Raw genomic sequence first — 22,087 nt, 5'->3', positions numbered from 1 at the left:
CCTCAGGTCAGGTGCGGGCGAAGGCGATGGCGGCCTTCAGCACGTCTTGCAGGATCGGGGTGAGGGCGGCGGCGCGCGCCGCCGAATAGGGAAGGGGCCAGTTGGCTTCGCTCGGCACTTCGGGCTCATCCATGTAGCCGCGAATGGCGAGTTCCATCTGGATCGCATGGACGCCGCTTTCGGGCTGCCCGTAGCGCCGCGTGGTCCAGCCGCCACGGAAACGGCCGTCCAGAACGTGGGTGAGGCCGCTCGCCTTGCAGACGTCGACCACGGCGGCGGAAAGCGCCGGATCGCAGGTCTGGCCGAGGTTGGTGCCAATGTTGAACTGCGGCAATTCGCCATCGAACAGGCGGGGCACATGGCTGCGGATCGAGTGCGCGTCGTAGACCACGACCTTGCCGTGCAGCGCGCGCAGTCGTTCGATCTCGGCAGTGAGCGCGGCATGGTACGGATCGAACCAGAGCGTGCGGCGGCGGGCGATCTCGGCTTCGTCCGGTGCACCGTCTTTGTAGAGCGGTTCGCCGTCGAAGGTGGTCGTCGGGCAGAGTTCCGTCGTCGCCTGCCCCGGATAGAGCGAGGCGCCCGAAGGATCCCGGTTGAGGTCAATCACGCTGCGCGAAATGCGCGCCGCAATCGTTGTCGCGCCAAGCTCGCGGGCGAAGGCGTAGAGGTCGTCCACCCACCAGTCGGCATCGCGCCGCGCCAGCCATTCCGAGCGGAAGGCCGGGCCGATGTCCGCAAGATCGGTGCCGACATGTGGAAAGGCGACGATGAGCGGCGACTCCCCGCGATGGAGAACGAAAGGTGCCATCACGAAATCGCCGGGAGCAGGTCCGCCGCCGTCTCCGCCAGCGCGCCGGAGCGGATCAACAGGTTGGCCGCTTCCATGTCCGGGTGGAAATGGCGGTCGTCGTCCAGTGCGGGGACCTCGGCGCGCAGCACGCCGCGCGCGGCTTCGAGCCAGGTGCTGGAGGCGAGCGGCGCGTGGAACTCGATGCCCTGTGCGGCGGCGAGCAGTTCGATGCCGATCACGGCGGTCGCGTTCTCCACCATCGAGAGCAGACGGCGCGCGCCGTGGGCGGCCATTGAGACGTGGTCTTCCTGATTGGCCGAAGTCGGGATCGAGTCCACCGAGGCCGGATAGGCCTTCTGCTTGTTCTCCGAGACCAGCGCGGCGGCGGTCACTTGCGGGATCATGAAGCCCGAATTGAGGCCGGGGCGCGGCGTCAGGAAGGCGGGCAGGCCGGAGAGCGCCGGGTCGACCAGCATGGCGATGCGGCGTTCGGAGATCGAGCCGATCTCGCAGACGGCCAGCGCGATCATGTCGGCGGCGAAGGCGACCGGTTCGGCGTGGAAGTTGCCGCCGGAAAGGGCTTCGTCGGCTTCCGGGAAGATGAGCGGGTTGTCGGAAACGCCGTTGGCCTCGATCTCCAGTGTCGTCGCCGCCTGGCGCAGCACGTCGAGCGCGGCGCCCATGACTTGCGGCTGGCAGCGCAGGCAATAGGGGTCCTGCACGCGGGCGTCGTTCTCGACATGGCTGGCGCGGATCGCGGAACCGGACATCAGGCCACGCAGGGCATCGGCCACCTCGATCTGGCCGCGATGGCGGCGCAGCGCGTGGATGCGCGGGTCGAACGGAGTGTCGGAACCTTTGGCCGCTTCGGTCGAGAGCGCGCCGGTGACGAGCGCGGAGCGGAACAGCAGTTCGGCCTCGAACAGCCCGGCCAGAGCATTGGCGGTAGAGAACTGGGTGCCGTTGAGCAGCGCGAGGCCTTCCTTCGGGCCGAGTTCGAGCGGCGCGAGACCGGCGCGGAACAGGGCCTCAGCAGCAGGCAGACGCTCGCCTGCGAGCATGATCTCGCCCACGCCGATCATCGTCGCAGCCATGTGCGAGAGCGGGGCGAGATCGCCGCTGGCGCCGACCGACCCTTGCGAGGGCACCACCGGGGTCAGGCCCTTGGCCAGCATCGCTTCGAGCAGGGCGACGGTCTCGGGGCGCACGCCCGAGGCGCCTTGCGCGAGGCTGGCGAGCTTCAGCGCCATCATCAGGCGGATCACCGGGACCGGCGAAGGCTCGCCCGTGCCGGCCGCGTGGCTGAGCACGATGTTGCGCTGGAGCGTGGCGAGGTCCTCGTCGCCGATACGCACGCTGGCGAGCTTACCGAAGCCGGTGTTGATGCCGTATACCGGCTCGCCCTTGGCCAGGATGCGCGCCACGGCGGCGGCGCTCTCGGCCACGCGCGGGGCACAGGCCAGGTCGAGCGTCACGCTGGCGCCGCGATAGACCGCGCGCCATGCGGCGAGGCTCACGTCTCCGGGCGTGAGAAGGATGTCGTTCATTGTCCACTCCAGATGCGCGCATGGAGCGGATTGAAGCCCATGCGGTAAACGAGGTCGGCCGGGCGCTCGATGTCCCAGATCGCAAGGTCGCAGGCCTTGCCGGGTTCGAGCGTGCCGAGCCGGTGGGAAAGGCCCAGCGCCTGCGCGGCATTGTGCGTCACGGCGGCGAGGCATTCGGGCACGGTGAGGCGGAACAGGGTCGCGCCCATGTTCATCGCCAGCAGCAGCGAGGTCAGCGGCGACGTGCCGGGGTTGCAGTCGGTCGCGAGCGCGATCGGCACGCGCGCCTCGCGCAGGGCGTCGACCGGCGGCAGCACGGTCTCGCGGCAGAAATAATAGGCGCCCGGTAGCAGTGTGGCGACCGTGCCGGATGCCGCCATGGCGACAATGCCTGCGCGGTCGAGGTGCTCCAGATGGTCCGCCGAGAGCGCATGGTGGCGGGCGGCGAGGGCGGCGCCGTGGAGGTTGGAAAGCTGCTCGGCATGGAGCTTCACCGGCAGTCCATGCGCCTTGGCGGCGACGAACAGGCGCTCGGTCTGGGCGGGCGAGAAGCCGATGCCCTCGCAAAAGGCATCCACCGCGTCGGCAAGGCCTGCTTCGGCCACGGCGGGCAGCATGACCTTGCAGATGTGGTCGATGTAGCCCTCCGCATCGCCCGCGAACTCAGGGGGAAGCGCATGGGCGCCGAGGAAGGTGGTGACGATGCGCACGGGGCGCACTTCGCCCAGCCGCCGCGCGGCGCGCAGCATCTTGAGTTCGCTGGCGAGGTCGAGGCCGTAGCCCGACTTCACCTCGACGGTGGTCACGCCTTCCGCGATCAGTGCATCGAGCCGGGGCAGGGCGGAGGCGACCAGATCGTCCTGGCTGGCGGCCCGCGTGGCCTTCATGGTCGAGACTATGCCGCCTCCGGCACGGGCGATTTCCTCGTAGGAGGCGCCTTCCAGCCGCAGTTCGAACTCGCGCGAGCGATCGCCGCCGAAGACGAGGTGGGTGTGGCAATCGATCAGGCCCGGCGTGATCCAGCGCCCTTCACAGTCGATCGTTTCGGCAGCTTCGAATGAAGGAGCCTCGGCCTCCGGACCGGCGTACAAGATCAGTCCGGCCCGCGACGCAATTACGCCCTGTTCGACCAGGCGCATCGAGTCGCCCGTCATCGTGGCCAGCCGGGCGTTTCTCCAGAGCCTGTCGCAGCGCATGACGAGTCCATCCTCCTGTTGTCCCGGTTATTGCATCGGCCGGGTTTAATGTATAGACAAAATAACGAAGGAGCTTCCCGCCATGGCCGAAAACCCCGCCCGTTCGATCTTTGCCGGAACGGCGCTGCTGGACCACGGCTGGGCCGCCGACGTGCGTTTCATAGTCCAAAAAGGGCGGATTTCCGCCATCGAGAGCGGCGCGGCGGCGCAGGCGGGCGACGAGCGCCATGCTTGCGTGATCCCCGGTCTCGGCAATCTCCATAGCCATGCCTTCCAGCGCGGCATGGCGGGACTGGCCGAGCAGCGCGGCGATACGGACGACAGTTTCTGGACCTGGCGCGAGGTCATGTACCGTTTCCTCGACCGGATGACGCCGGACGACCTCCATGCGGTGGCCGCCATGGCCTATCTGGAGATGCTGGAGAGCGGTTTCACCCGGGTCGGCGAATTTCATTATCTCCACCACGATCCCGAAGGCCGTGCCTATGCCGACCCCGCCGAGATGAGCGCGGCGATCGCCCGCGCGGCGGCAGAGGTCGGGCTGGGTCTGACGCTGCTGCCGGTGTTCTACGCCCATTCCGGCTTCGGCGCGCAGCCGCCGAGCACGGGCCAGCGGCGCTTCCTCCATGACCTCGACGGCTTCGCGCGGCTGCTGGATGGGGCGCGGCAGGCGGTGAGCGGGCTGGACGATGCGGTGGTCGGCCTAGCGCCCCACAGTCTGCGCGCCGTCTCGCCCCAGCAACTGGCGGCGCTGGAGGCGATGGCGGGCGCCGGGCCGATCCACATCCACATTGCCGAGCAGGTCCGCGAGGTAGCGGACTGTCTCGCCTGGAGCGGGCAGCGACCGGTGGAATGGTTGCTCGATCATGCCGAAGTGGATGCGCGCTGGTGCCTCGTCCACGCGACGCACATGACCGAGGAGGAGACCCGGCGGTTCGCCCGCAGCGGCGCGGTCTCGGGGCTTTGCCCGATCACCGAGGCGAACCTTGGCGACGGGCTGTTTCCGGCGCGGGCCTATCTGGATGCGGGCGGGCGCTGGGGCGTGGGCAGCGACTCGAACGTGCTGATCGATGCCGCCGAGGAACTGCGGCTGTTCGAGTATGGCCAGCGGCTCCAGCATCGCGGACGCAATATTGTCGCGAGCCGTGAGATGCGCTCCACCGGCGAGACGCTCTGGCGTCAGGCGGCGGAGGGCGGCGCGCAGGCGCTCGGCGTAAAGGGCGGGCTTTCCATCGGCTTGCCGTTCGATGCCGTTTCCTTGGACCTCGATCATCCCTCGCTGGCGATGCGCGGCAGCGAGCGCCTGCTCGACGGGCTGGTATTTGCGGCAGGACGGAGCGCAGTGGATTGCGTCTGGCGCTTCGGCGCGCAAGTGGTAAGCGGAGGCCGTCACCTTGCGCGGGACGCGGTCGTCCGGCGCTACAGGGACAAGTTGGGCAGGCTGATCGGGTGAACTTACCGCTCCACGAACGCATCCGTCAGGATTTCGAGACGCGCATCCTTTCCGGCGCGCTGGACCCCGGCGCGCGCTTGCCGACCGAGCAGGCGCTGATGGCGCATTACGACTGCGCGCGCATGACGGTGAACAAGGCGCTGACCGCGCTCGCCACCGCGGGTCTGGTGGACCGGCGCAAGAAGGCGGGGACGTTCGTCGCACGGCCGCGCGTCCACGCGATGGCCATGGATATTCCCGATATCGGCGCGCAAGTGGCCGAGCGCGGGCAGGCCTATCGCTTCGATCTCGGCTTGCGGCGCGAACTGACCGGCGGGCAGGCGCGGCTGGAGTGGAAAGTGGACCGCGCGGTGCCGCTGCTCGAACTGGAAGGCGTGCATTTCGCCGACGGCACCCCCTTTGCGTGGGAACACCGCTTCGTGAACGTCGCCGCCGTGCCGGAGATTTCGGCGGCGGACTTCACCGGTTCCTCGCCCGGCACCTGGCTGCTGGAACATGTCCCCTGGACCGAGGCCGACGCCCATATCACCGCGAACGGGGCGAGCGCTGCCGAGGCGCGCGCGCTGGCGGTGGAGCCGGGCGAGCCATGCCTCTGCGTGGCGCGCAAGACCTGGCGCGGCTCGGAGCCGATCACGTATGTCCGCCAGCTTTTCGTCGCCGGGGCCTACGAACTGACCGCGCACTTCGGACCGGGCGCGCGCCGGGAGGCCTGATCTCAGGTCAGGGTGCGCGCGGTGATCGTCATGCTCACTTCTGCCGTCTCGCCCGGTTCCAGCCAGAGCATCGTTTCCGGCGCGCGGTTGATCGCATCGGTGGCGTGGCTGACTGGCTCGACGCAGAAATAGTCCTGCCCCTCGGGCGTGAAGACCACCGTGGTCGCCAGTTCCTGCGAAGGCGCGATCGTCAGGCCGAGGCCGCGCGCGGGCCAGTCGATTTCGAGAAGGCCCTCGCGTCCGGTATAGGCGGTGTCGACCGCGCGGCTGCCGACCGGGGCGCCCTGCCACCAGTCGATGGCTTCCTCGTGCTCGTCGAGCGAACTCGGCAGGCAGTCGGGGGTGTTGTACCACTCGCCGTGGTGCAGCCCGCGATAGAGGGTCGTCGCATCGCGCGGGAAATAGGGGTGGAAGCCCAGTCCGGCGGGCATAGTCGCCTCACCGAGATTGGTGATCGAAAGCGTCGTCTTCACACCTTCCTCGCCGAGTTCGAAGGTCTGGCGCGCGCGGTAGGGCCAGGGCCATTCACCGCCGGGGTAGGCGTGTTCGAGTACGGCTTGGGTTTCGTTCTGCTCCACCACTTCCCACGCCGAAAGCCAGCCGAAGCCGTGGAGCGGATGGGGATGGTCGGAGCCGGGAAAGTTCGGTGCGATCGTGCCCTTGCGCGCGCCGGTATTGAAGCGCCCGCGGGCGATGCGGTTGGAGAAGGGCACCAGCGGGAAGCTGGCGACATCGAAGATCGTCTCCCCGCAGACCGGCCGCATCAGCGCCTCGCCGCGCCAGTCCAGCCGCAGCATGGAGCCGCCGCGTTCGGGGGCCAGTTCCAGCCGATAGCCGTGTGCTTCGAGGATGGTCATCGCTTCCGGTCCACTCCCATGGGACTGCCGCAGGCCTTGATGGCCGGGCTGGCGGAACGGAGGTAGCGCTAACAAAGGCTTGCTGGCAAGTCCGGGCGGTGAAGACGCGGCAATGCGTGCGATTGATGCGTTCCTTTCATCACGGCGTTCTCGTTTGCCGGGCTAATCGTGGGAGCGGCATCGGCCTATCTTGCCGTTGGGCGCCGTCGTCCCCCGGACGGCGCCTTTCCAAGGAGAAATTCCATGAAGACCCGCATTCTCGGCCGCAGCGGCCTCGAAGTATCGGCCCTCGGCTTCGGCTGCATGGGCCTCGATTTCGGTTATGCGACCAAAGTGAGCAAGGACGAGGGCGTCGCCCTGATCCGCGCCGCCGTCGATCGCGGCGTGACCTTCTTCGACACCGCCGAAGTCTACGGCCCCTATACCAATGAGGAAATGGTCGGCGAGGCACTGCGGCCGGTGCGGGACCGGGTGACGATCGCCACCAAGTTCGGCTTCGATATCGTCGATGGCGAGATGAAGGGCCTGAACAGCCGTCCCGAGCAGATCCGCGCCGTGGCCGATGCCTCGCTCAAGCGGCTGGGTGTCGAGGTGATCGACCTGTTCTACCAGCACCGAGTCGATCCCGCCGTGCCGATCGAGGATGTGGCGGGCACCGTCAAGGACCTGATCGCCGAGGGCAAGGTGCGCCACTTCGGCATGTCCGAACCCGGCGCCGCGACCGTCCGCCGCGCCCATGCGGTGCAGCCGGTGGCGGTGCTCCAGAACGAATATTCGCTCTGGGAGCGAGGGGTGGAGAGCAACGGCATTCTTGAGGCCTGCGAGGAACTCGGTATCGGCCTCGTGCCCTATTCGCCGCTGGGCAAGGGGTTCCTGACCGGGGCCATGAGCAGCCAAACCAGCCTCGGCGAGGGCGATTTCCGCAGCCGCCTGCCGCGCTTCACGCCCGAGGCGATGGAGAAGAACCAGGCGCTGGTCGATCTGCTCAAGTCTGTCGCCGAGACCAAGGGCGCAACGCCCGCGCAGATCGCGCTGGCCTGGCTGCTGGCGCAGAAGTCCTGGATCGTGCCGATCCCCGGCACCACCAAGCTTCACCGGCTGGAAGAGAACATCGCTGCCGCCGAAGTGGAATTGTCGACGCAGGAACTGGTCGATCTCCGGACCGCCGCCGACGCCATCCAGGTGGAGGGCGACCGCTACCCACCCGAACTCATGGCGACGATCGGGCGATGAACGGGAACCGGCCGGGGTGACCCGGCCGGTTCGTCATGCGTCGGGCCGGTTTATGTCCGATAACAGGGAGCAGATGGAGCGAGTGGAATGGCCGGAATGTCGGGGGAGCAGACATTATCAGCAGTGGTACACCCAAGCTGATTTAAACCCGCCGTGGGCGGAGCTTACGCAAAAGACGTCGCGTCAGGTCTCGCTCGTACTCACTGATGTAGACCGAACTTTCGGCAATCGCGAGGCAGCGGAGTGCTGCCTGCACGTCGCGCCTCACTCCGCGCCCCCGAAAGTAACACTTCGCCATTTCCAATTGAGAACTTCCATCACCGGTTTTCGCAACCCGCTGCCACCATCGGAACATGGACCGCCACTCTTTTCGTTCACGATATAGGATGGCGATGTTTGAGCCCGCCGTGATGCTATGCTCCCTACGCCAAGCACGTTGGTAGAGCCGCATTGCGGTAGATTTGTCCGCTTCGACGCCAGCTCCAGTGTCGAAAAGGTAAGCGAGGCGTGTGAGACAATCTCCGTCGCCCAGAGCAGCGCCGCGTTCAAAGGCTGCGCGAGCGTGTGCGAAGTTTCCAGCCTCTTCAGCAGCGTCTCCGATTTGGAAAAGGGCTCTGGTGTCTACCATTGACTGAGAATGCCACTCGCCTCCCGAAATGCCAACGTCAGTTTTGTCGGCGAATCCGGAAAGCCGGGTTCCACATAGAACCCGCACCGATCCGCCATCGAAACCGCAAACCCTCTACTCTCCCCGATAGCGCAGGGCGTCCACCAGCAGGCGGAACGCGGCGGAGGGCTGGCGGCGGCTGGGGTAGTAGAGGTGGTAGCCCGAGAACGGCTGGCACCAGTCGTCGAGCAGAGGCACCAGCCTTCCGGCGTCGATATGCGGCTTGGCGTAAGTGTCCATCATCATGGCGATCCCGGCGCCGTCCAGCGCGGCTTGCAGGATCATCGCCATGCTGTCGAAGGTCAGCTGGCCGTCGACGCGGACGTTGAGTTCCCGGCCGTCCTTCTCGAACTCCCAGGCGAAGATGCTGCCCCGCGTGCGGAAGCGCAAGTTGATGCACTGGTGCGCGGCAAGGTCGTGCGGGGTTTCGGGAATGCCGCGACGCGCGATATAGTCCGGCGAGGCGACCGGCACGAGCCGGGCGTGCGGGCCGATGCGCACCGCGATCATGTCCCGCGCGATCGATTCGCCGAGGCGAACGCCCGCGTCGAAGCGCTCGGCGACGATATCCACGAAGCCGGGATCGATGTTCAACTCGACGTTGATCTCGGGATAGAGCGGCAGGAAGTCGCGAAGCACCGGCCAGATCACGGAATGGGCCGCGTGCTCCGAGGCGGTCAGGCGCACGGTGCCCGCAGGCTTGTCGCGCAGCTCGCTGACGGTGGCGAGGCCCATGGCGATTTCGTCCATCGCCGGCCGCAGGGTGGCGAGCAGGCGCTCGCCCGCCTCGGTGGGCGAGACCGCGCGGGTGGTGCGCGAGAGCAGCCGCACCCCGAGCCGCGATTCCAGTCGCCTGATCGTATGGCTCAGCGCCGATTGAGAGGAACCCAGCTTGGCGGCGGCGCGGGTGAAGCTGCCCTCGTCGGCAACGGCGATGAAGGCAGTCAGGTCGGCGAGATGTTCGCGGTGCATTGATGCGCGCATATCATGACTGTCATGCGGATTCCCCGAAAAAGCGCCGGGAACATCAGGATCCGACAAGACTTTGTATCGGCGCAGCTTTTTATTGACCTTTCCTCGCGAAACAGATCAACTTCGCAACTCGTCGAGGGATCACCCTGGAGCCCGATGATCTTGCGAGCCGGATTCGATCGTCTTCTTTTCGTTCCGCTCGCGGCAGGCCTGCTGGCAGGCTGCGCGGTCGGTCCTGATTACAAGGTCAGGAGCGCGCCCGAACTGGGCGTGCCGGACCAGTGGTCGGTCACGGCGCCGCCGCAGGCCGAGGACCTGACGCGCTGGTGGCGCAATTTCGACGATCCGGTGCTGACCGGCCTCGTCGAGCAGGCCGCCGCCGCCAATCTCGATCTGGAACAGGCCCTCGCGCGGCTGCGACAGGCGCGGGAATCGCTCATCATCAGCCGGGCGGCGCTGTTTCCTTCGGTCAGCGGCTCGGGCAGCGTCAACCGCACCGAACCGCTTCGCGGCGGCGGGGCCACGCTGACGCAGCCTGACGGCACCGTCATCACTACCGGCGGGGGCGGGCGCACCAGTTTCTCGCTCGGGCTCGACGCCAGCTACCAGCTCGACCTGTTCGGCGGCAATCGCCGCGCGGTGGAAGCGAGCCGCGCGCAGTTCGAGGCTTCGGGCTTCGACTATGCGACGACCCTGCTCACCGTGGAAAGCGAAGTCGCGCGCAACTACATGCTGGCGCGTGCCTATCAGGCGCAGCTCGCCAATGCGCGGGCCAGCCTTTCCATTCAGGACGACAACCTCCAGATCGCCGGCTGGCGGGTGATGGCTGGTCTCGTGTCCTCGGTCGACGAGGAGCAGGCGCGGGCCAGCCGGGCGCAGACCGCCGCGGGCATTCCCCAGATCGAGCAGCAGTACAACGCCGCCGTCTCGCGCATCGCGGTGCTGACCGGGCAGGCGCCGGGAGGCGTCAAGCCGGTGATGGCGGCAGAGCAGCCTATTCCCAAGGGGCCGGAGCAGGTCGGCTCCGGCATTCCCGCCAATGTCCTGCGCCAGCGGCCCGACGTGCGCGCGGCGGAGCGCCAGCTTGCCGCCACCACCGCGCAGATCGGCGTCGCCAAGGCGCAGCTCCTGCCCCAGTTCAACATCAGCGGCAGTCTCGACACCAATGCCGCGAACTTCGGCGGGCTGCTCGACACGATCACCGGCGGCCTGTTCGGCGGGATCAGCCAGGCGATCTTCAATGCCGGGCGGCTCAATGCGCAAGTCCGCTCCAGCCGCGCGGCGGCGGACGGCGCCTTCGCGGCCTACAAGTCCTCGGTGCTGACGGCGCTGGAAGACGTGGAGAACGCGGTCGTCGCCCTGCAATCGGCGGAGGAGCGGGAGCGGCAGTTCGCCATCGCGCTCGACGCCTCGAACAATTCGGCGCTGTTGGCGCGGGCGCAGTACCGCTCCGGCCTGACCGACTTCACCACGCTCAACACGCAGGAATCCGCGCTGATCTCGGCGCGCAACGGACTGGTCCAGGCGCGCTCCGATCGCGCTACTGCGCTGATCGCGCTCTACGACGCGCTCGGCGGCGGCTGGGACCCGTCTTCCGATTACACCGTGCTGGCAATAGAGCCCCGGGGAAACAACTGAGATGGCCGACGCGAAACTCGACGAATTCCTGGGCGCGGACAAGCGGCCGATCTGGCAGCGCAAATGGGTGTTCTGGACCGGCCTTGCGGTGCTGGTGCTGCTCTCGCTGCTGCTGGTGCGCTGCTTCGGCAGTGCGGAGAAGCAGGGCTATGCGACCACGAAGGCGGAGCGCGGCCAACTCGTCACCAGCGTTTCGGCCACCGGCAAGCTGGCGCCGACCACCCAGGTGACGGTCGGCTCGCAGCTTTCCGGTCTGGTCGTGAAAGTCCTCGTCGACGTGAACGACCGGGTGGAGAAGGGGCAGGTCCTCGCCGAGATCGATCCCGAGCAGATCGAGGACCAGATCCGGCAGGGACAGGCCCAGCTTGCCGCCAACCGCGCGCAAGTGGAGCAGGCGCGGGCGACGCTGGCGGAATCGCAGGCGCAGCTGGCGCGGCTGGAGGAAGTCTCGCGGCTGTCGGGCGGCAAGGTGCCGTCGAAGACCGAACTTCAGGCGGGCCGCGCCGACATGCAGCGTGCCGCCGCCGCGCTCAAGACCTCGCAGGCCAATGTGCTCGCCGCAGAGGCCTCGCTGGCGCAGAACCAGACGCAGCGGGCGCGGGCGCGGATCATCTCGCCGGTTTCGGGCGTGGTGCTGGCCCGGCAGGTCGATCCCGGCCAGACCGTTGCCTCCTCGTTCAACACGCCGACCCTGTTCGTGATCGCCGAGGATCTCAGCAAGATGAAGCTGGAAGTGGCCATCGACGAGGCCGACGTCGGCACCGTGAAGGAAGGCCAAAGCGCGAAGTTCACCGTGGATGCCTTCCCCGGCCAGACCTTCCCGGCGAAGATCACCCGCGTCGAGATCGCGTCGAACCTCACCGCCTCTTCGGCAAGCTCGTCCAGTTCCTCGGCCAGCACGACGAGCACGACCGGGCAGGTGGTATCCTATGCGGCCGATCTCTCGGTCGCGAATGCGGACCTGAAACTGCGGCCCGGCATGACCGCCACCGCCGATATCGTCACGTCGGACAAGCAGAACGTTCTGCTGATCCCCAATGCCGCGCTGTCCTTCACCCCGCAGACCAGCGCGAAGAAGAAGGGCGGCGGCGTGACCGATGCGATCGGCTTCCGTCCGCCCCGTCGCGGCCAGCGCGCCGCCAAGAGCGCGACGCTCGATCGCGGCACCCGCCAGACCATCTACGTGCTCGGCGCCGATGGCACGCCGCAGCCGATCGAGATCGTCACCGGCAGCACCAATGGCCAGCAGACCGAAGTGGTCTCGGGCGATCTCAAGCCCGGAATGCAGGTCGTGACCGGCCAGCTTGCCGGTTCGGGAAGCTGAGGGGCAGGGCATGACTTCGCCCGATCCCATCATCTCGCTGCGCGGGATCACCAAGGTCTTCGGCAGCGGCGAGACCGCCTTCCGGGCGCTGAAAGGCGTCGATCTCGATATCATGGCGGGCGATTTCGTGGCGGTGATGGGGCCGTCGGGTTCGGGCAAGTCGACGATGATGAACATCCTCGGCTGCCTCGATGTCTCGACCTCCGGGCAGTTCCTGTTCCATGGCCATCACGTCGAGAACCTCGACCGCGACCAGCGTGCCTTGCTGCGCCGCAAGTACCTTGGCTTCGTGTTCCAGGGCTTCAACCTGCTGGCGCGCACGTCCGCGCTGGAGAACGTCGAACTGCCGCTGCTCTACCGGGGCGATGCCAAGCAGGACCGCCGTAAGGAAGCGATGGCGGCGCTCGACAAGGTGGGACTTGCCGACTGGGCCGGGCACACGCCGGGCGAGCTTTCGGGCGGCCAGCAGCAACGCGTGGCGATCGCCCGCGCTATCGTCACCCAGCCCGAGGTCCTGCTGGCCGACGAGCCGACCGGCAACCTCGATAGCCAGCGCTCGGTGGAGATCATGGAGTTCCTCGCCGCGCTCAACCGCGATTCCGGGATCACCGTGCTGATGGTCACGCATGAGCCGGACATGGCCGAATATGCGCGGCGGATCGTCCATTTCAAGGATGGGCTGATCGACCGCATAGACCAGGCCAACGGCGTGCATTCCGGAGCGACGGGCTGATGCTGGGCACGGTCTTCCTCCTCGCGCTTCGTTCGATCCGCCGCCATGTCCTGCGCTCGCTGCTGACGATGCTGGGCATCGTCATCGGCGTCGGAGCGGTGGTCTCGATGGTGACGCTGGGCAAGGCGACGACGGCGGCGGTGACCCAGCAGATCGCCGCGCTCGGCACCAATATACTTCAGGTCCGCCCCGGACAGGGCTTCGGTCGCGGCGGCGGCGGACCGGCGCCCAAGGACTTCGATCCCGCCGATATCGTTGCGATCGGCCAGCAGGTGGGCGGCGTCACCGCGGTTGCGCCGCAAGTCTCCTACAGCGGGCGGGCGATCTACGAAGGCGCCAACTGGTCGACGACGATCAACGGCACCACCTCCGCCTATTTCAAGATCCAGCCCTGGCCGCTCCAGTCGGGCCGCCTGTTCAACCCGGAGGAAGAGGCGGCGGGCAAGTCGGTCTGCATCATCGGCTCCACCGTCAGCAGCAACCTGTTCCGCGGCGTCAATCCGATCGGCAAGCGCTTCCGCATCGGCGATGTCAGCTGCGACGTGATCGGCCTGCTCACCACCAAAGGGCAGGCGGGCTTCGGCGGCGATCAGGACGATATCGTCATCATGCCGCTCAAGACGGTGCAGCGCCGCTTCCTCGGCTCGACCTCGATCCGCACGATCCTGGTGGGCGTGAACGGCGACTATTCGAGCGAGCAGGTCCAGCAGAGCCTTACCCGGTTGCTGCGCGAGCGGCGGCACATCACCGAAGGCAAGGACGACGATTTCAACATCTTCGACACCAAGCAGATTTCCGATACCCTGACCCAGACCACGACGATGCTGACCCGGATCGTCGCCGCCGTGGCCGCGATCAGTCTGGTGGTCGGCGGGATCGGCATCATGAACATCATGCTCGTCTCGGTGACGGAGCGCACGCGGGAGATCGGCATCCGCCTTGCCATCGGCGCCGTCGCCAATGAAGTGCTGATGCAGTTCCTGGTCGAGGCCGTGGTGCTGTCCTGCCTCGGCGGGCTGATCGGCCTCTTGCTGGCGCAACTGGTGGTCGGGGTGGCGACGCCGTTGATGGATCTGCCGTGGATTTTCGACCCGGTGGTCAACCTCGGCGCCTTTGCGGTCTCGGCGGCGATCGGGGTGATCTTCGGCTACTTCCCGGCGCGCCGCGCGGCGAGCCTCAATCCGATCGACGCCCTTCGGCACGAATGAGGAGAATTCCATGCGCGGCTTGATCGTTGGCATGGCGAACGACCAGTCGCTCGCTTTCGGCTGCGCCGAGGCCCTGCACGCGGAAGGCGCGGAACTGGCGATCACCTATCAGAGCGAGAGGGCGCGGCCTCATGTCGAGCCGCTGGCAGAGGCGCTCGGCGCGCCGATCTTCCAGCCGCTGGACGTGACCGCGCCCGAGCAGATGGAAGCGCTTTTTGCGGAGATCGCCGCGCGCTGGGGCAGCCTCGACTTCCTGCTCCACTCGGTGGCCTTCGCGCCCAAGCAGGATCTGCACGGCCGGGTGGTGGACAGTTCGGTGGAGGGCTTCACTAAGGCGATGGACGTTTCCTGCCACTCGCTGATCCGCCTCGCGCGGTTTGCCGAGCCGCTGATGGCGGGCGGTGGCTCGATCCTGACGATGAGCTTCTACGGTTCGGAGAAAGTCGTGCCGGGGTACGGGCTGATGGGGCCGGTCAAGGCGGCGCTCGAAGCCAGCGTGCGCTATCTCGCCGACGAACTCGGGCCGAGCGCCATTCGCGTCAATGCGCTCTCGACCGGTCCGGTGCGCACCCGCGCCGCCTCGGGCCTTTCGCACCTCGACGAGCTGATGCGGCTGGCGGCGGACAAGGCGCCGCTCCACCAGCTCGTGACCATCGAGCAGATCGGCCACATGGGCGCCTTCCTGCTGGGACCGAAATCGCGCTTCGTCACCGGGCAGACGATCTACGTCGACAGCGGCTACAACAGCGCCGGGGGGTAGTTTGCGGCGATACTCGCGCGGCACGGTAGAAATACCGATGTATCTGTTGACGTTCCTGCAAGACAGGCGCAGCTTCCCCGCAGAATTGTTCAGGTAAAGACCAAATCTCCGTCCTCTTCGCGGGACTTTCATCGGGAGAACGTCATGGGCTGGATTATTGCACTGATCGTGGGCGGCATTGCCGGTTGGCTGGCCAGTCTGGTCATGAACCGGGACGCCTCGATGGGCATCCTGTGGAATATCGTCGTCGGCTGCGTCGGTTCGGTGATCGGCAATCTGATCGCGAACCGGTTCGGCATTGCCGGATCGGTCAAGGAATTCTCGATCGTCGGCCTGATCGTGGCCTTCATCGGCGCGGTGGTACTGCTGGCCATCGTCAATCTCATCCAGCGCGGGCGCGTGCGCTGAACCGTCGGTTTCACCAATAACAGGGAATGCAATGCGGGGATTGAACCGGGCGGCGCTGCTGGCGTCGTCAGTCGGGTTTATTGCGCTCTGGTCGCCACCGGTCCTGGCGCAAGGGGCGAAGGCCAGTTCGCCGCCGGAATTCGCACGGCGGATCGAGCATCTGAAGCCCGGCGAATGGGTCTGGGCGCCGGGCGTCTCGCCGAGCGGGCCGGTGGTGATCTACGTCGATCTCTCGCGCCAGATCGGCGTCGTCTACCGCAACGGCGTGCGCATCGCCGCGACCACGGTGTCGAGCGGCAAGTCCGGCCACGCCACGCCGACCGGCGTGTTCACGATCCTCCAGAAGGACGCCAAGCACCGGTCGAGCACCTACAACAACGCGCCGATGCCCTATCAGCAGCGCCTGACCTGGGACGGCGTGGCGCTCCATGCGGGCGGACTGCCCGGCTATCCGGAGAGCCACGGCTGCGTCCACCTGCCTTACGGTTTCGCGAAGGAACTGTTCGCGATCACCAAGCTGGGCGTGACGGTGGTGGTGGCGGGCGATGCGGAAAGCCATGTCCGCACCAGCGACAACAGCCTGCTGGCCCCGTTCGACGGGCAGGGCAAGCCGGTGGACCGCGCTCCGCTAACCGGCGGCGAGCAATATCGCTGGCGCCCGCAGCTCGCGCCGAGCGGGCCGCTCTCGATCATCGTCTCCAAGCTCGACCAGCGCGTCGTGGTGCTGCGCGGCGGGGTGGAGATCGGCCGCAGCGTGGCCGAAGTGAACGACGACGATCCCGGCTCCCATGTCATCACCATGGCCCTGCGCGAAGGCAAGCCGCGCTGGATCTATATCGGTCTTCCCGGCCACGCCGAGGACGAGGGGCGCGAAGTGGACGAGGCGGTGATCAACCGCCTGCGCCTGCCGCGCCCGTTCTACGAGAAGGTCAGGGCAGTGCTGACCCCCGGCACGACCATCCTCGTCACCAACTCGCGCGTGGGGGAGGGGCCGCTGGAGCACCTGACGGTGATCGATGCGGTGAAGCCGCTACCGTGAAGCCGCTCCCATGAAACCGGGCGACCCTCCTGCGATGATACTTCGGAAAATGCCCTGATAACTGGAGAACTTCCTTGAAAGTTGCGGTCTTCAGCACGCGTCCTTACGACCGTGAATTCCTCGACCATGCCAACGAACAGTCCGCCGCCGGGCATGCGCTGCTCTATCTGGAGCCTCGGCTCAATGCGCATACCGCCCATCTCGCGGCGGGGCATGAGGGCGTCTGCGCTTTCGTGAACGACCAGCTCGGGCGCGCGGAACTGGAAATCCTCGCCGCGAACGGCACCCGCATGATCGCTCTGCGCAGTGCCGGGTTCAACAATGTGGACCTTGCCGCCGCGCGCGATCTCGGTTTCCAGATCGGCCGCGTCCCCGCCTATTCGCCCGATGCCATTGCCGAGCACGCCGTGGCGTTGATCCTCTCGCTCAACCGCAAGATCCACAAGGCCTATGCCCGCGTGCGCGAGGGCAACTTCGCGCTGGAGGGCCTGCTCGGCTTCGATCTGAAGGGCAAGGTCGCAGGGGTGATCGGCACCGGCAAGATCGGCATCAACGTCGCGCGCATTCTCAAGGGCTTCGGCTGCGAGGTGCTGGCGAGCGATCCGTTCGAGAGCGAGGAACTGACCGCGCTCGGCGGGCGCTACGTGACCGTGGACGAACTGCTCGCCCGCTGCGACGTGATCAGCCTGCATTGCCCGCTGACGCCCGAGACCCATCACCTGATCGGCCGAGAGGCGATCGCGAAGATGAAGCCCGGCGTCATGCTCATCAATACCAGCCGCGGCGCGGTGATGGATGCGCGCGCGGTGATCGCCGGGCTGAAGAGCGGCAAAGTCGGTCATGTCGGGCTGGACGTCTACGAGGAAGAGGAAGACCTGTTCTTCGAGAACCTGTCCGATCAGGTGATCCGCGACGATGTCTTCGTGCGGCTGATGACGTTTCCGAACGTGCTCATCACCGGCCATCAGGGCTTCTTTACCCGCGAGGCGATGACCGCCATCGCCGGGACCACGATCGGCAACATCAGCGCTTTCGAGCGAGACGGCACGCCGCTCCATCCCGTGCCCACCGAGCGCAGGGCCTAGAGCATTTTCTAATCAGGTGGAATCACCTGATGACTCGGAAAATGCTGTAAAATAAAAACTTAAAGGAGTTGATCCGATGCAATCGGATCGACTGCTCTCGAGTTTGGAATGCCTGCTTCCGCTTCTGGCGGTCATGCCAATTCTGAGGCTGGTGCTGCTTGTTCGGTGGGGCCTGGGCTGGGGGAGGTTCGGCCTAGAATTATTCGCGAGATTTCAGCCGTGCTGCAGTGATCGTTACCATGCTGCAGTGTTCATTGCTGCTCATATCTTGGTTAATTCAAGAAACGGGTAATTCTATAGCCAAAGGTGGTACGGGAATATTTGTCTTGCGCCCGTAATAATTCCGGGAGATAGCAGGCGTGAACGGAGCGTATCGCTCCAGCCATTCGGCGGGGCACGGCTCCGCCCCGGAGGTGCAACGACGGGCCTCGCCTGTCGTGCCAACTTCCGCCTCCTGTCAACCACCACCGAGCGCGACAGGAGGCGGAAAAACCGCGCCTCGTGACCGTTTCTCTCATCAGTTTCGCCCCGGTCCATGATCGGAATTTCGCGTGACGGCAACGCGAGCCCGCGCTTTGATCGCGGCCTCATATCTGTCAAGCTGCGCGCCGTTGGAGACGATGACCGGACATTCCAGAACCACCCGGAAACAGGGTGGGCAAACAGTACCGACCGGAAGGAGAACGACATGGACGCGAAGACCAGTGGCTGCCCGATGCACGGCACGCCGATACGATCGCTCCTGGGCCGCACCAATCGCGACTGGTGGCCCAACCAGCTTTCCCTCGACATCCTGCCTCAGAGCGGCGCCAGCCCGCTCGGCGAGGGCTTCGATTATGCGCGGGCCTTCCAGTCGCTCGACTATGCGGCGGTGAAGGCCGATCTCACCGCGCTGATGACTAACAGCCAGCCCTGGTGGCCGGCCGACTACGGCCATTACGGCCCGTTCTTCATCCGCATGGCCTGGCACAGCGCCGGCACCTACCGCACCGGCGACGGGCGCGGCGGCGCCTCCTCGGGCAACCAGCGTTTCGCCCCGCTCAATTCCTGGCCGGACAATGCCAATCTCGACAAGGCGCGCCGCCTGCTCTGGCCGATCAAGCAGAAGTACGGCGCCAAGCTCTCCTGGGCCGACCTGCTGATCCTGACCGGCAATGTCGCCATCGAGTCCATGGGCGGGCCGACTTTCGGCTTCGGCGGCGGGCGCGAGGACATCTTCGAACCGGAGAAGGACGTCTACTGGGGCACCGAGGAACAATGGGTCGGGCAGGGCGCCGAAACCCGCATCCAGCCGGAGCGGGAGATGGCGCTCGAAAACCCGCTGGCGGCGATCCAGATGGGCCTCATCTACGTCAATCCCGAAGGCCCCGGCGGCGAGCCTGACCCCATCGGCTCGGCCCGCGATATCCGCGAGACTTTCCTGCGCATGGGCATGAACGACGAGGAGACTGCCGCGCTTACGGCGGGCGGCCACACGTTCGGCAAGTGCCATGGCGCGGGAGATGCCGCCAAGATCGGCGCCGAGCCGGAAGGCGCGGATATCGCCCAGCAGGGCCTCGGCTGGCAGAGCGGCCATGAAAGCGGCTTTGGCGATCACACGATCACCTCGGGCCTCGAAGGCGCCTGGACGCCGACGCCGACCAAGTGGGACATGAGCTACCTGCACATGCTGCTCGACTACGAATACGAACTGGTCCGCAGTCCGGCAGGGGCGCAGCAGTGGCAGCCGGTGAATCAGAAGCCGGAGGACCTCGCGCCCGGAGCGCATAGCCCCGAACGGCGCCTGCCGACAATGATGACCACCGCCGACATGGCCTTCAAGGTCGATCCCGAATATCGCAGGATTCTGGAGAAGTTCCGCGCCGACCCCGCCTATTTCGGGGATGCCTTCGCGCGGGCCTGGTTCAAGCTCTGCCACCGCGACATGGGACCCAAGGCGCGTTACCTCGGCCCGGAAGTTCCGGCGGAAGACCTGCTCTGGCAGGACCCGATCCCGGCGGCGGACGGCCCCGTCATTACCGGCGAGGACGTGGCGGCGCTCAAGCGGGAAATTCTCGCCTCGGGCCTCACGGTCGCGGAACTGGTCTCGACCGCCTGGGCCTCGGCCTCGACCTATCGCGGTTCGGACCATCGCGGCGGCGCCAATGGCGGGCGCATCCGTCTCGCCCCGCAGAAGGACTGGGAGGTGAACGAGCCGGAGAAGCTGGCGAAAGTCCTCGGCGTCTATGAGAGGATCAAGGCCGGGTTCGACGGCGGCGCTTCGGGGCGCAAGGTCTCGATCGCCGATCTCATCGTGCTGGGCGGCGGCGTGGGGATCGAGAAAGCGGCGGCCGATGCGGGAACCCCGCTCGACGTCGCGTTCGTGCCCGGCCGCACCGATGCCTCGCAGGAGCAGACCGATGTGGACGGCTTTGCGGTGCTCGAGCCGCGCGTGGACGGTTTCCGCAACTACCTCCAGGTCGCGTTCACGGTGCCGACCGAGGAACTGCTGATCGACCGCGCGCAATTGCTCGGCCTCGGCGCGGCGGAAATGACGGCGCTGGTCGGCGGGTTGCGGGTGCTCGGCGCCAATCACGGCGGCAGGACGGACGGTGTTTTCACCGACCGGCCGGGGCAGCTCACCAACGACTTCTTCGTCAATCTGCTCGACATGGGCACGGCGTGGAAGCAGGTGGACGATGAGGCGGACGAGACATTCACCGGCACCGACCGCGCCAGCAACCAGCCCAGGTGGACGGCGACGCGGACGGACCTCGTGTTCGGCTCGAACTCGCAGCTCCGGGCGCTCAGCGAGGTCTATGCGGAGTCGGACGCCGGGCCGCGATTCCTCAGGGACTTCGTGACCGCCTGGTGTAAGGTGATGAATGCCGATCGCTTCGATTTGAAGTGAATTTGCGTGCTCCACCGCAACTTTCGCGAAGCATATAAAGATATCTTTATATTTGCGTCGCGAAAGCTGACGGGGTAGGGACGATGCATTCGGGGACGCCGGGCCTACGCGCGGTGTCCCCATGCAACGTCCAACGTACCAGGAGCTTCCCGTGGCCACTGCCCAGATCGCCCACGACTACGCCATTACCGATATCTCGCTCGCCGATTTCGGCCGTACCGAGATTGCCATCGCCGAAACCGAAATGCCGGGCCTGATGGCGCTGCGCGAGGAATTCGGCGCGTCGCAGCCGCTCAAGGGCGCGCGCATCACCGGCTCGCTGCACATGACGATCCAGACCGCCGTTCTGATCGAGACGCTGGTCGCGCTCGGCGCCGACGTCCGCTGGGCCACCTGCAACATCTTCTCGACCCAGGACCACGCCGCCGCCGCCATCGCCGCCGCCGGTATCCCGGTCTACGCGATCAAGGGTGAATCGCTGGCCGACTACTGGGACTACGTCGGCAAGATCTTCGACTGGACCAGCGAAGCCGACGCCGATCTGACCTGCAACCTGATCCTCGACGACGGCGGCGACGCCACCATGTTCGCCCTGTGGGGCGCGCGCGTCGAAGCGGGCGAAGCGCTGTTCGAACCCTCGAACGCCGAAGAGATCGAATTCGTTCGCGCGCTCAATGCCTTCCTGAAGGCGAAGCCGGGCTACCTGACCGCCACCGTCAAGGCGATCAAGGGCGTTTCGGAAGAAACCACCACCGGCGTCCACCGCCTGTACCACCTCGCCAAGGACGGCAAGCTGCCGTTCCCCGCGATCAACGTGAACGACTCTGTCACCAAGTCGAAGTTCGACAACCTTTACGGTTGCAAGGAATCGCTGGTCGACGCGATCCGCCGCGCCACCGACGTGATGCTGGCCGGCAAGGTCGCCTGCGTTGCCGGTTTCGGCGACGTCGGCAAGGGTTCGGCCGCTTCGCTGCGCAACGGCGGCGCGCGCGTGATGGTCACCGAGATCGATCCGATCTGCGCCCTGCAGGCTGCCATGGAAGGCTATGAAGTCGTCACCATGGAAGAAGCCGTGACCCGCTGCGACATCTTCGTCACCGCGACCGGCAACGACTCCGTCATCACCGGCGAGCACATGGCCGCGATGAAGGACAAGGCGATCGTCTGCAACATCGGTCACTTCGACTCCGAGATCCAGATTTCGGCGCTCGACAACTACGACTGGAAGGAAGTGAAGCCGGGCACCGACCTCGTCACTTTCCCTGACGGCAAGCAGATCATCATCCTCGCCAAGGGCCGTCTGGTGAACCTGGGCTGCGCCACCGGCCACCCCAGCTTCGTGATGTCCTCCAGCTTCACCAACCAGACGCTGGCGCAGATCGAATTGTTCACCAAGAACGACGACTACAAGAACGAAGTCTACGTGCTGCCCAAGCACCTCGACGAAAAGGTCGCCGCGCTGCACCTCGAAAAGCTGGGCGTGAAGCTCACCAAGCTGTCGAAGAAGCAGGCCGACTACATCGGCGTGCCGGAAGCGGGTCCGTTCAAGCCGGACCACTACCGCTACTGAT

The 22,087-nt window shown here is 66.4% G+C and carries 19 protein-coding genes; 13 read left to right on the top strand and 6 right to left on the bottom strand.

The window, feature by feature from the left end; all coding sequences use genetic code 11:
* Positions 1 to 7: 7 nt before the first annotated feature.
* From hutG to hutI, 3 genes are read right to left on the bottom strand one after another with little or no spacing between them, the layout of a single operon-like run.
* Positions 8 to 811: an N-formylglutamate deformylase gene (gene hutG / locus AC4D6D_RS13025; protein WP_491325640.1), complete on the bottom strand. Its 804-nt coding sequence runs from the start codon at positions 809 to 811 to the stop codon at positions 8 to 10.
* The gene (hutH, locus tag AC4D6D_RS13020; protein ID WP_491325639.1) at positions 811 to 2,340 is read right to left on the bottom strand and encodes a histidine ammonia-lyase; all 1,530 of its coding nucleotides are present in this window, start codon (positions 2,338 to 2,340) and stop codon (positions 811 to 813) included. Before hutH ends, hutG begins: the two co-directional genes overlap by 1 nt.
* Entirely contained in the window at positions 2,337 to 3,536 is a 1,200-nt protein-coding gene (gene hutI / locus AC4D6D_RS13015) for an imidazolonepropionase (RefSeq protein ID WP_491325638.1), read from the bottom strand. The genes hutH and hutI overlap by 4 nt, the downstream gene beginning before the upstream one ends.
* Positions 3,537 to 3,618: 82 nt before the next feature.
* Here hutI and AC4D6D_RS13010 point away from each other — a divergent pair, with 82 nt between their 5' ends.
* Positions 3,619 to 4,989 carry a formimidoylglutamate deiminase gene (locus AC4D6D_RS13010; protein ID WP_491325637.1) on the top strand — a complete coding sequence of 457 codons (1,371 nt, stop codon included), beginning with the start codon at positions 3,619 to 3,621 and terminating at the stop codon, positions 4,987 to 4,989.
* Positions 4,986 to 5,702 carry a histidine utilization transcriptional repressor HutC gene (hutC, locus tag AC4D6D_RS13005; RefSeq protein ID WP_491325636.1) on the top strand — a complete coding sequence of 239 codons (717 nt, stop codon included), beginning with the start codon at positions 4,986 to 4,988 and terminating at the stop codon, positions 5,700 to 5,702. The genes AC4D6D_RS13010 and hutC overlap by 4 nt, the downstream gene beginning before the upstream one ends.
* Positions 5,703 to 5,704: 2 nt before the next feature.
* Here hutC and AC4D6D_RS13000 read toward each other — a convergent pair whose 3' ends face one another.
* A complete protein-coding gene (locus tag AC4D6D_RS13000) occupies positions 5,705 to 6,559 on the bottom strand; it encodes an aldose 1-epimerase (RefSeq protein ID WP_491325635.1) in 855 nt (284 codons plus the stop codon).
* Positions 6,560 to 6,802: 243 nt separating this feature from the next.
* On the opposite strand from AC4D6D_RS13000, the gene AC4D6D_RS12995 reads away from it, so the two are divergent.
* Positions 6,803 to 7,792, top strand: a complete 990-nt coding sequence (locus AC4D6D_RS12995; protein WP_491325634.1) for an aldo/keto reductase — start codon at positions 6,803 to 6,805, stop codon at positions 7,790 to 7,792.
* 142 nt (positions 7,793 to 7,934) lie between these two features.
* Here the strand turns inward: AC4D6D_RS12995 and AC4D6D_RS12990 are convergent, their stop codons facing one another.
* Together AC4D6D_RS12990 and AC4D6D_RS12985 are read right to left on the bottom strand one after the other, a co-directional pair.
* Positions 7,935 to 8,420 carry a tetratricopeptide repeat protein gene (locus tag AC4D6D_RS12990; protein ID WP_491325633.1) on the bottom strand — a complete coding sequence of 162 codons (486 nt, stop codon included), beginning with the start codon at positions 8,418 to 8,420 and terminating at the stop codon, positions 7,935 to 7,937.
* Between the two features lie 114 nt (positions 8,421 to 8,534).
* Entirely contained in the window at positions 8,535 to 9,431 is an 897-nt protein-coding gene (locus tag AC4D6D_RS12985; RefSeq protein ID WP_491327247.1) for a LysR family transcriptional regulator, read from the bottom strand.
* Positions 9,432 to 9,593: 162 nt separating this feature from the next.
* Between AC4D6D_RS12985 and AC4D6D_RS12980 the strand changes: the two genes are divergently transcribed.
* The 10 genes from AC4D6D_RS12980 to ahcY all read left to right on the top strand — a co-directional run bounded on the left by AC4D6D_RS12980 (position 9,594) and on the right by ahcY (position 22,086).
* Positions 9,594 to 11,069: an efflux transporter outer membrane subunit gene (locus AC4D6D_RS12980; protein WP_491325632.1), complete on the top strand. Its 1,476-nt coding sequence runs from the start codon at positions 9,594 to 9,596 to the stop codon at positions 11,067 to 11,069.
* Position 11,070: 1 nt separating this feature from the next.
* Positions 11,071 to 12,393: an efflux RND transporter periplasmic adaptor subunit gene (locus AC4D6D_RS12975; protein WP_491325631.1), complete on the top strand. Its 1,323-nt coding sequence runs from the start codon at positions 11,071 to 11,073 to the stop codon at positions 12,391 to 12,393.
* 10 nt (positions 12,394 to 12,403) lie between these two features.
* Positions 12,404 to 13,126, top strand: coding sequence for an ABC transporter ATP-binding protein (locus tag AC4D6D_RS12970; protein WP_491325630.1), 723 nt, complete (start codon positions 12,404 to 12,406; stop codon positions 13,124 to 13,126).
* On the top strand, positions 13,126 to 14,334 hold the full coding sequence (locus AC4D6D_RS12965; protein WP_491325629.1) for an ABC transporter permease: 1,209 nt from the start codon (positions 13,126 to 13,128) through the stop codon (positions 14,332 to 14,334). The genes AC4D6D_RS12970 and AC4D6D_RS12965 overlap by 1 nt, the downstream gene beginning before the upstream one ends.
* A gap of 10 nt (positions 14,335 to 14,344) precedes the next feature.
* Positions 14,345 to 15,094, top strand: coding sequence for an enoyl-ACP reductase FabI (gene fabI, locus AC4D6D_RS12960; RefSeq protein ID WP_491325628.1), 750 nt, complete (start codon positions 14,345 to 14,347; stop codon positions 15,092 to 15,094).
* Between the two features lie 144 nt (positions 15,095 to 15,238).
* Entirely contained in the window at positions 15,239 to 15,502 is a 264-nt protein-coding gene (locus AC4D6D_RS12955) for a GlsB/YeaQ/YmgE family stress response membrane protein (RefSeq protein ID WP_147215643.1), read from the top strand.
* Positions 15,503 to 15,533: 31 nt separating this feature from the next.
* Positions 15,534 to 16,541, top strand: coding sequence for a L,D-transpeptidase (locus AC4D6D_RS12950; protein WP_147215641.1), 1,008 nt, complete (start codon positions 15,534 to 15,536; stop codon positions 16,539 to 16,541).
* Between the two features lie 74 nt (positions 16,542 to 16,615).
* Entirely contained in the window at positions 16,616 to 17,626 is a 1,011-nt protein-coding gene (locus tag AC4D6D_RS12945; protein WP_491325627.1) for a 2-hydroxyacid dehydrogenase, read from the top strand.
* A gap of 688 nt (positions 17,627 to 18,314) precedes the next feature.
* Positions 18,315 to 20,516, top strand: coding sequence for a catalase/peroxidase HPI (gene katG / locus AC4D6D_RS12940; protein WP_491325626.1), 2,202 nt, complete (start codon positions 18,315 to 18,317; stop codon positions 20,514 to 20,516).
* Between the two features lie 121 nt (positions 20,517 to 20,637).
* Positions 20,638 to 22,086 carry an adenosylhomocysteinase gene (ahcY, locus tag AC4D6D_RS12935; RefSeq protein WP_491325625.1) on the top strand — a complete coding sequence of 483 codons (1,449 nt, stop codon included), beginning with the start codon at positions 20,638 to 20,640 and terminating at the stop codon, positions 22,084 to 22,086.
* Position 22,087 lies beyond the last annotated feature (1 nt).

The organism is Novosphingobium sp. BF6 (genome assembly GCF_058273105.1).
Note: the sequence above shows the minus strand (reverse complement) of the source record. Positions and strands in the feature narration are given on the sequence as shown.